The organism is Oikeobacillus pervagus, from assembly GCF_030813365.1.
In the GTDB taxonomy this organism is placed as follows: domain Bacteria; phylum Bacillota; class Bacilli; order Bacillales; family DSM-23947; genus Oikeobacillus; species Oikeobacillus pervagus.
The window spans coordinates 1-9,055 of record NZ_JAUSUC010000073.1 but is presented as its reverse complement, the minus strand read 5'-3'; the positions used below and the strand labels follow the sequence as shown (position 1 = coordinate 9,055).

Annotated in this window: 8 protein-coding genes; 2 read left to right on the top strand and 6 right to left on the bottom strand. The window is 40.1% G+C overall.

What is annotated here, in order from left to right:
- Positions 1–230: hypothetical protein (locus J2S13_RS15940; RefSeq protein ID WP_307258841.1), on the top strand; the 230-nt coding region annotated here is incomplete at its 5' end.
- Positions 231–463: 233 nt separating this feature from the next.
- Here J2S13_RS15940 and J2S13_RS15935 read toward each other — a convergent pair.
- The 6 genes from J2S13_RS15935 to J2S13_RS15910 all read right to left on the bottom strand — a co-directional run bounded on the left by J2S13_RS15935 (position 464) and on the right by J2S13_RS15910 (position 6,428).
- Positions 464–1,345 carry a 3-hydroxybutyryl-CoA dehydrogenase gene (locus tag J2S13_RS15935; protein WP_307258840.1) on the bottom strand — a complete coding sequence of 294 codons (882 nt, stop codon included), beginning with the start codon at positions 1,343–1,345 and terminating at the stop codon, positions 464–466.
- 21 nt (positions 1,346–1,366) lie between these two features.
- The gene (locus J2S13_RS15930; RefSeq protein WP_370874053.1) at positions 1,367–2,149 is read right to left on the bottom strand and encodes an enoyl-CoA hydratase/isomerase family protein; all 783 of its coding nucleotides are present in this window, start codon (positions 2,147–2,149) and stop codon (positions 1,367–1,369) included.
- Between the two features lie 57 nt (positions 2,150–2,206).
- On the bottom strand, positions 2,207–3,709 hold the full coding sequence (locus tag J2S13_RS15925) for a class I adenylate-forming enzyme family protein (protein ID WP_307258837.1): 1,503 nt from the start codon (positions 3,707–3,709) through the stop codon (positions 2,207–2,209).
- A 32-nt stretch (positions 3,710–3,741) separates the two neighbouring features.
- Positions 3,742–4,326 (bottom strand): TetR/AcrR family transcriptional regulator, encoded by a 585-nt coding sequence (locus J2S13_RS15920; RefSeq protein ID WP_307258836.1) that lies wholly within the window; start codon positions 4,324–4,326, stop codon positions 3,742–3,744.
- 21 nt (positions 4,327–4,347) lie between these two features.
- Complete coding sequence (locus J2S13_RS15915) at positions 4,348–5,496, bottom strand: acyl-CoA dehydrogenase family protein (RefSeq protein WP_307258834.1); 1,149 nt, start codon at positions 5,494–5,496, stop codon at positions 4,348–4,350.
- A 560-nt stretch (positions 5,497–6,056) separates the two neighbouring features.
- Positions 6,057–6,428, bottom strand: coding sequence for a DsrE family protein (locus J2S13_RS15910; protein WP_307258833.1), 372 nt, complete (start codon positions 6,426–6,428; stop codon positions 6,057–6,059).
- Positions 6,429–7,699: 1,271 nt separating this feature from the next.
- Between J2S13_RS15910 and J2S13_RS15905 the strand changes: the two genes are divergently transcribed.
- Complete coding sequence (locus J2S13_RS15905) at positions 7,700–8,875, top strand: MFS transporter (protein ID WP_370874052.1); 1,176 nt, start codon at positions 7,700–7,702, stop codon at positions 8,873–8,875.
- Positions 8,876–9,055 lie beyond the last annotated feature (180 nt).

Below are 9,055 nucleotides of genomic sequence, written 5' to 3'. Positions count from 1 at the left end.
TTTGCGCTAGTTCCGGAGGCTTTTGCGCTAGTCCTCGGGATATTTGCACATTTCCCGAGATATATGACTATTTCCCGCGTTTTTTTGCGCCACTTCCGCGAATCACACTTCCCTCGGGTTTGCGCCATTTCCCTATCCATGCCCCACTCGGTGTTTTCTTTTCTCAGGCATTGCTCGATTTGATCATTTCCCATGCCGATTTGAACATTTCCCACGAGGATTTGCGCTAGTTCCGGAGGCTTTTGCGCTAGTCCTCGGGATATTTGCACATTTCCCGAGATATATGACTATTTCCCGCGTTTTTTTGCGCCACTTTCGCGGATCTCATTTCCCTTGGGTTTGCGCCACTTCCACGAATTGCACTACCCTCGAGTTTGCGCCACTTCCGCGAATCGCACTTCACCCGGTTTTGCTTACTTCCAAAAATCGCACCTCCCATGAGTCTACGCTATTTCTGGTCCTCCTATTGTGTAACGGGTTGCTTCTTAGTGGCAGAATAACTGTAAAATCCTTGGCCTGTTTTTCTTCCTAAATGGCCTGCACGGACTAATTTTTTTAATAATGGGCATGGGCGGTATTTTGAATCGCTTGTTTCTGTGTATAAGGTTTCAATGACTAATAAGAGTGTATCGAGTCCAATTAGGTCGGCCAAAGCTAATGGGCCGATTGGATGATTTGCACCGAGTTTCATTCCTTCGTCAATATCCTCTGCGCTTGCGGTCCCCTCGGCGAGAACGAAGATGGCTTCATTAATCATTGGAACTAAAATTCGATTGACCGCAAATAATGGGGCATCATTGATGACAATTCCTACTTTTCCAAAAGACTTGACTAATTGTTGGGCTAATTCAAATGTCTCATTGGAAGTATCCTGTCCTTTAATCAATTCTACTAATTTCATGACAGGGACTGGATTAAAGAAATGCATTCCTACTACTTGATCAGGTCGGTTCGTTGCTGCGGCAATTTCGGTAATGCTTAAACCGGATGTATTGGAAGCAAAGATCGTTGTTTCTTTACAAATGGCATCCAATTTTTTAAACAAGTCTTTTTTCGGTTCCATTTTTTCAATGATCGCTTCGATGATCACATCGGCATCCGCCAATTCTTGGATATTGACCGTTCCATGGATGTTTCCGATGATTTCTTCGGCTCTAATTTGGTCCAGTTTGCCTTTTTCGACTGCTCGGTTTAGATTCCGTTCGATAGTATTTAGCCCTCTTTGTAAAAAACCCTCCTGAAGATCTTGTAAAATTACGGAATACCCAGCCTCTGCCGCTACTTGGGCGATCCCATTTCCCATTGTTCCTGCCCCAACTACTCCAATCGTTTTCACTTTATTCATCGAACTGCTCCTTTCACTAAATTATTTCCGTTTAAAATTTGGGGTTCTTTTTTCTAAAAATGCACGAGCTCCTTCATTCTTATCTTCTGTTTCACAAAGCTGACTAAATAGCATCGCTTCCAACTTTAATCCTTCTTGAATGCTCATACTGGATCCCTGTTCAATTGCTTGTTTTGCCTTTTGAACGGCTATTGGACCTTTCTTCGCTATTTGGTTCGCTAATTCCTTTGCCGAATTCAGGCTTTCTCCAACAGGAACTAATCTTTCTACTAAGCCAATTCGATACGCCTCTTCTGCGGAAATAAGCTCCCCTGAAAAAATCAATTCCTTTGCTTTTCCGATCCCCACTAATTTGGCGAGCCGCTGTGTGCCCCCATAGCCAGGGATGATCCCAAGTCCAACTTCAGGGAGACCAAACTTAGCATTTTTGGACGCAATACGAATATCACAAGCCAATGAAAGTTCACATCCAGCTCCAAGGGCAAATCCATTAATAGCACATATGACTGGAAAAGGGAGCTGACTGATTTTATTCAAAATTTCCTGTCCATGGGCAGCAAGTGCTTTTCCAGCTTCCCCATCCAATTCCGGAAACTGTTTAATATCTGCCCCCGCCACAAAAGCCTTTTCTCCTTGACCCGTTAAAATAGCCACGCGAATATCGGGATTTTGCGCTAATTGATCAAATATTTCATCTAACTGATCGAGAATTTCCGGATTCAATGTATTCACTGGGGGATGGTCGATTGTCAATATCGCTAAAGAGTCTTCCACTTCTACTTGAAAGAATTGTTTTTCTTCTATTACTTTTTCACTCATTTCATCTCACATCCTGTCGTTTCATCTTTTGAAAATCCATTTTTAATTCAATTCCGAACGCAATACTTGTTTCAACACTTTCCCGCTTGCATTACGAGGAAGGGTATCCACAAAATCAACTTCGGCAGGTAATTTGTATTTCGCTAATTTTGTACCGCAATAAGTGATGACTTCTTCCTCTGTAAGGGACGCTCCTTCTTTTAAAACGACATACGCTTTCGTTACTTCCCCATATACTGGATGTGGAACCCCAATCACAGCGGCTTCTAGTACTTCAGGTATCTCGTATAATACTTCTTCTACTTCTACGGGATACACATTCTCCCCACCGCGGATGACCATATCTTTTTTCCTGTCGACGATATATAAAAGACCTTCCTCATCAAACCGGCCTAAATCACCGCTATAAAGCCATCCATCTTTAATCGTATTTTCAGTTGCTTGTGGATCTTTCAAATACCCCTTCATCACCTGCGGGCCTTTTACAATAATTTCTCCTACTTCCCCTGTTGGAACTGGATGGCCATCTTCATCTACTAACATCACTTCTGTTCGCGGAAGAGGTTCTCCGACTGAACCAATTTTGTCCAGGGCGTAATGATCTTTTAACGTCGTCGCCCCTGGAGAATTTTCAGTTTGACCATATAGATTTTGCACGCCAATTTCCGGGTAAAGCGCTTTCAATTTTTTCACGAGTTCATAAGGCATTGGGGAAGCCCCGTAAGCAAATTTCCGAATGGATGTTAAATCGGTTTTCTTCATTTTCGGTGTATTTAATAGGATCGTAAACATCGCCGGAACTCCGAAGAAAATCGTCACTTTTTCTTTTTCCATCGTGTGTAATGTTTTTTCAGGAGAAAAAGCTTCCTCAATCACCACCGTTCCACCTTTATAAATCGTCGGAATGCTGAAACAATGACTGGCCGCACAGTGGAACAAAGGTGTGACGACATGCATTCGATCCTCCTCCGTCATTTCCATCGTTTCCGACCACATTCGCGCTGCAGCCCGAACATTGCTAGCGGAAAGCATCACTCCTTTTGGCATCCCCGTCGTCCCAGATGTGTAAAAAACAACCGCTGTATCATCATGATTTATGACCGGCTGCTCAAATGGAATCGAGTCGTCACAAAGGACGGCTTTTAGCGTCTCTTCTCCCCCTACAACCAATTGATCTTTAAATTGGCTCATGCAATGATCGAGATGGTTTAACACATCTTGATATTGCCGATCATAGATAAGCGCTTTCGCTTCCGAATGGGTAAAAATATATTCAACTTCCCGGTAAGTTAATTTCGTATTGACTGGCATGATCGAAAAGCCACCCAACTGGCAAGCATAATAACAAATTAGAAAATAATCAGAGTTCGGTAAGTATAACGCGATAATATCTTCTTTTTGATATCCCCTTGATTGAAAATAGCCCGCCAAGTTTTTTGCCTTTTGATAAAATTCCCTATACGTCATTTTTCGATCTTGATAAGTTGTGATGATTTTTTCAGGTTGTGCTTTGGCATGCTCTGCTAATTGTTCAAAAACAAACATTTTTTTACAACCCCTCTACTTATCTGAATTTGTTATTTTACGATTTTTAATAAATACTCCGCATAAATTTTTTGAATATCCTCTTTCGTCATGCCACCTTCAGGTCTGTACCATTGTTGAATCCAGTTCATCGCTCCGAGTAAAATCATTCGAGCAATCTTTGGTTCGCGAATCGTAAATTCATTCGCTTCGATTCCACCTTGAATCACTTCGTCAAAATAACGAGCATAGTCTTGTCGGATTTTTAATAACGGATCTAAACGATCAGTCGAAAACGTTTCATCTGGTTTTATAATCATATTAAACGTTTCTTTTTCTTCAATTGCATACTCAATATGAATCTGAATCATTTTTCTCAATCGTTCTTCATATGAAGTCGGTTCCTCAAGTTGGGCTTGAAACTCCTCCATCGCGTTTGACAGCACAAGTTGGTGACATTGAAAAATCAAATCTTCTTTGTTTTTAAAATAGTAATATAATGATCCTTTCGTCATTAACAGTTCTGCGGCGATTTCTTCCATCGTCGCACCTTGATAGCCTTTGCGATTGACGATTTTAATCGCAGATAAAATAATTTCCTCTTTTTTCTTTAATAATTTCTTTTCTGATAATTTCATCGTTAGCACTTCCTATTTAGGTTATAGTTCTAGTTGTTTGGCAATAATATTTTTCATAATTTCTGTTGAACCTGCATAAATGCTGGCAACTGGAATATCTCGATAACGTCTAGCAATCTCATATTCTTCCATATATCCATAGCCTCCATGAAGCTGCAGACATTCGGATGCAACCCGTTTGGCCATCTCACTGATCCACCATTTCGCCATCGATACTTCTTTTATTAATGATTCTCCATTCAGATGACGTTCCGTAATTTGATTCATGTACGTTCTCCCAAGTTCAATTTCTGTGGCCATTTCCACAATTTTATACTGAGTATTCTGAAATTTACTAATAGGCTGGCCAAAAGCTTGGCGGTTTTTTACATAATCGATCGTGAGTTTGAGCATTTCTTCTGCTTCGACTAGACATTGGAGAGCAACGACGAGACGTTCTTGCTGAAGTTTTTCCATTAAGTAATAAAAGCCTTTTCCTTCTTCTCCTAGTAAATTTGAGACGGGCACTTTTGCATCTTCAAATATTAATTCCCCTGTATCTCCACTATGCATGCCAATTTTATTAAGTTTTTTCCCTTTTCGGTATCCTTCCGTTCCATTTTCCACCACGATTAAACTGACACCCTTGTAAGCTGGGGAGGCATGTGGGTCGGTTTTGACGGCAACAATCGCTAAATCACAAGAAATGGCATTCGTAATAAATGTCTTTTCACCATTTAAAATATAGTAGTCGCCTTCACGTTTGGCCGTTGTTTTGATCCCAGCTAGATCAGATCCCGCTCCAGGCTCCGTCATCGCAATCGCTGTAATCAATTCCCCACTTAAACATCCTGGCAACCATTTTTGCTTCTGCTCTTCTGTTCCAAAAGATAATAGATAGGGGCTTGAAATCTCCGAATGTAATCCCATAGAAGTCCCTAATCCTTGACCAACTCGCTCTAGTTCCTCGATTAGAATCATCGAATAAGAATAATCTAAACCTAATCCCCCGTATTCTTCATCCACCCACGGGCAAAGAAAACCATTCTCTCCCATCTTCAACCAAAATTCACGCGGAATCTCCCGAAACTTTTCCCATTGCTCATAGTACGGGTAAGCTTCCTTTTCAAGCATCTTACGTAACGCTTTTCGAAACATCGTATGATCATCAGTCATAATAGATAAACTCATGTTTAGATAACCTCACTTCCACTAGAAATATTGTCTGAAAATTCCCAACATAATTTAATTATAACCCTGGACGAACAGTAGTCAACAATTTTTTGAACGTTGTTTAAAAATTAAATAGATTTTTGTTTTGACATTATTTTTTTATAATGAGTTGATATAACAATGAAAACAGCGTTTGGATTTTGAACAGTAAAAAATCGGGGCATTTTCCTTTTCTGAATGTGGAAGCGGTTTTCCTGTTTCCTTGGTTTCCACGCCCACCCAGAAACGCGGGAGGAAACGTAGGGACGGTTCCGATGTTTCGGTGTTTCCGCTGTTCCCTGAAAAGACCGATTTGCACATTTCCCAGCGACTTTTGCATATTTCCCAGACCAATTTGAACACGTTCTCCGAATTTTTGCACTTGTCGTTGCGATATTTGCGTATTTCCCAAGATATTTGATGATTTCCCACACTTTTTTGCACTATAGGTTAATTTTGGAAAGGAAAAAGAGCACCATAGATTCCTATGATGCTCTTTTTCCTCATTTGTAATTGTTTATAGAAGTGTGAGTGCCTCTCTAGTTCAACTGCAATGTTTTCTTCGATTCCATAATGGCGTCAACTACATAGTCTGCATTGATGACTTCTGCTCCGTCGACGATGTCTTCCTTCGCCACGTTATTATGTTCCATGCAGGAGGAACAAACTTTTATGTTGCCCCCTTTTTCTAAATAAGCGGGCAAAAGTTCTTGGATTGACTTAAATGGGGCACCAATGTCAATTTGATCGGCATATCCTTTTTTCGCAAGATGGACGGCATCTGACAATAGTAAAATTTCTACCTTATGACCTTTTTCTAGTGCTTTTAACCCCATCGTAAAGGCAATTGTAACATTATTCGCATCTCTTTCATGAGCCGTTAAAGTAATTAATAAATCTACCTCGTTCATTATTTTAGCCTCCTCTATAATAGTTCACTCCAAATACCCCTATATGTATAGTACTCTCTTGTAAAATAGAAAATCAAGAAATATGTTTCTAAAACTTATCATTTTTATGACTGTATTCTGATCCTTACTTCAATATGATTTCCAACTTTAACCTGAATAAACATCAGCAGATTCCAAAAGATTAGTTACCCCTTTTTTTGTAAAGGTCGATGGTTAGAACCCGACTCTATATTTACAAAAGTGTTTTGACTATTTCCAAATCGGATTTGCGCTTGTTTTGTGGGGATTTGCTTATTTCCCGGTTTATATGGCGATTTCCCGCGATTATTTGCACTTCTGGAATCAAGAACGTTCACTTAGACAATGGAAAATGGAAACTTTTCCTTTTGACTATTTCCCATCGGTATTTGAATATTTCCCAATCGGATTTGCGCCACTTCTGAAGAGATTTGCGCTTGTTCTGTGAGGATTTGCTTATTTCCCGGTTTATATGACGATTTCCCGCGATTATTTGCACTTCTGGACTCAAGAACGTTCACTAGGCAATGGAAAATGAAAGCTTTTCCTTTTGACTATTTCCCATCGGTATTTGACTATTTCCAAATCGGATTTGCGCTTGTTTTGTGGGGATTTGCGCTTGTTCTGTGGGGTTTTGCTTATTTCCCGGTTTATATAACGATTTCCCGCGATTATTTGCACTTCTGGAATCAAGAACGTTCACTAGGCAATGGAAAATGGAAACTTTTCCTTTTGACTATTTCCCAATCGGATTTGCGCTACTTCTGAAGGGATTTGCGCTACTTCTGAAGGGATTTGCGCTTGTTCTGTGGGGTTTTGCTTATTTCCCGGTTTATATGACGATTTCCCGCGATTATTTGCACTTGTGGAATCAAGAACGTTCACTAGGCAATGGAAAATGGAAACTTTTCCTTTTGACTATTTCCCAGCGGTATTTGACTATTTCCAAATCGGATTTGCGCTACTTTTGAAGAGATTTGCGCTTGTTCTGTGGGGTTTTGCTTATTTCCCGGATTATATGACGATTTCCCGTGATTATTTGCACTTCTTCTGCTGGTTTTTCTGCTTGTTGGCCATTCTCTACCTGCCTGTTTTGTTTCTTGAGGAGAAATAGTAGCGAATTTTCTTAAAAAGCATTAAACTAGAAGATTATATAGAATCTTTGTCGACATTTGCCAAATCAGTATGCAATTATAAACAAAAACGATTCTTTACATGACAACGATAATGAACTTATAAGGAGGGGATTGAATTTGGAAACGAAAAAGGCCTTACCGGTTTTATTTTTAGTGATGTTTTTAGTGATGATTGGATTTGGGATTATTATTCCTGTTCTTCCGTTTTATGCGGAAAAGATCGGGGCCAATCCAACAGAACTTGGGCTATTAATGGCGGTTTATTCCTTAATGCAATTGCTTTTCGCTCCGATGTGGGGACGGATCTCGGATCGCATTGGTCGAAAGCCAGTTATTATGATTGGAATTTTTGGTCTAGCTATTTCCTTCTTTTTAATGGCGGTTTCAACTCAATTGTGGATGTTGTTTGCTGCTAGAATTATTGGGGGGGTTTTATCGTCAGCGAATATGCCGACAACGATGGCGTATGTGGCGGATATTACGTCCCCTGAGGATCGAGGAAAAGGCATGGGAATCATCGGAGCTGCCGTTGGTTTAGGATTTATCTTTGGACCTGCGATTGGTGGTGTCTTTTCGAAAACAAGTTTAAATATGCCTTTCTATATTTCCGGGATTTCATCTCTTATTACGTTTTTCCTTGTGTTGATTTTATTAAAAGAATCATTGCCAAAGGAAAAGAGAAACGCTCATTTAGAAAAAAAATCTTCCATGTTTGCCGCTTTTAATGGGCCAGTTTCTATTTTATTTATTTTACAATTATTTATTTCCTTATCCCTGTCCGGCTTAGAGGCGACTTTTGCTTATTTCGCTGCCAAAAAAGCTGGTTTAGGAGCGATCGAATTAGGCTATATTTTTATGATTATGGGTCTTGCTGGGGCGATCGTTCAAGGGGGGGTAGTCGGTCGATTAACGAAGAAATTCGGTGAAGGCTTAGTCATCCAAGCAGGCATTATCATTTCCGCCATTGGATTTGCCTGTATTTTATTAGTGGATAGTTTTACAACCGCTGCAATTTATTTAACGATATTTGGAATTGGCAATGGTGTCATCCGCCCAAGTGTTTCTGCCTTATTAACGAAGACATCGACTGTCGGTCATGGAAGTGCGACTGGGTTATTGTCTTCATTTGATTCACTTGGTCGAATCATTGGCCCTCCATTAGGTGGTTGGTTATTTTCAGTTGCCGCTGGATTACCGTACATATCAGGGGCATTCTTATCCGTCATCGCATTTCTCTTATATCGCGTCTATCATGTCCGTGCGAAAAAGACTTCAGCTATTGCCCAATCGTAAAGTGAACTTCACTCAGTGTGGGTGGCCCTTGTCATAGTAGAATAAGAAATTTCAAATCAAAAAACAGGTGGAGGAAAATATTTATCCTGAATTATTCACCGCAATCTAAAACTTTGAGAATTTCATGAAATTTATAACGCTAAGGGAAATTGAGACCGAAAAAATAGCCTAGTTAGAGAC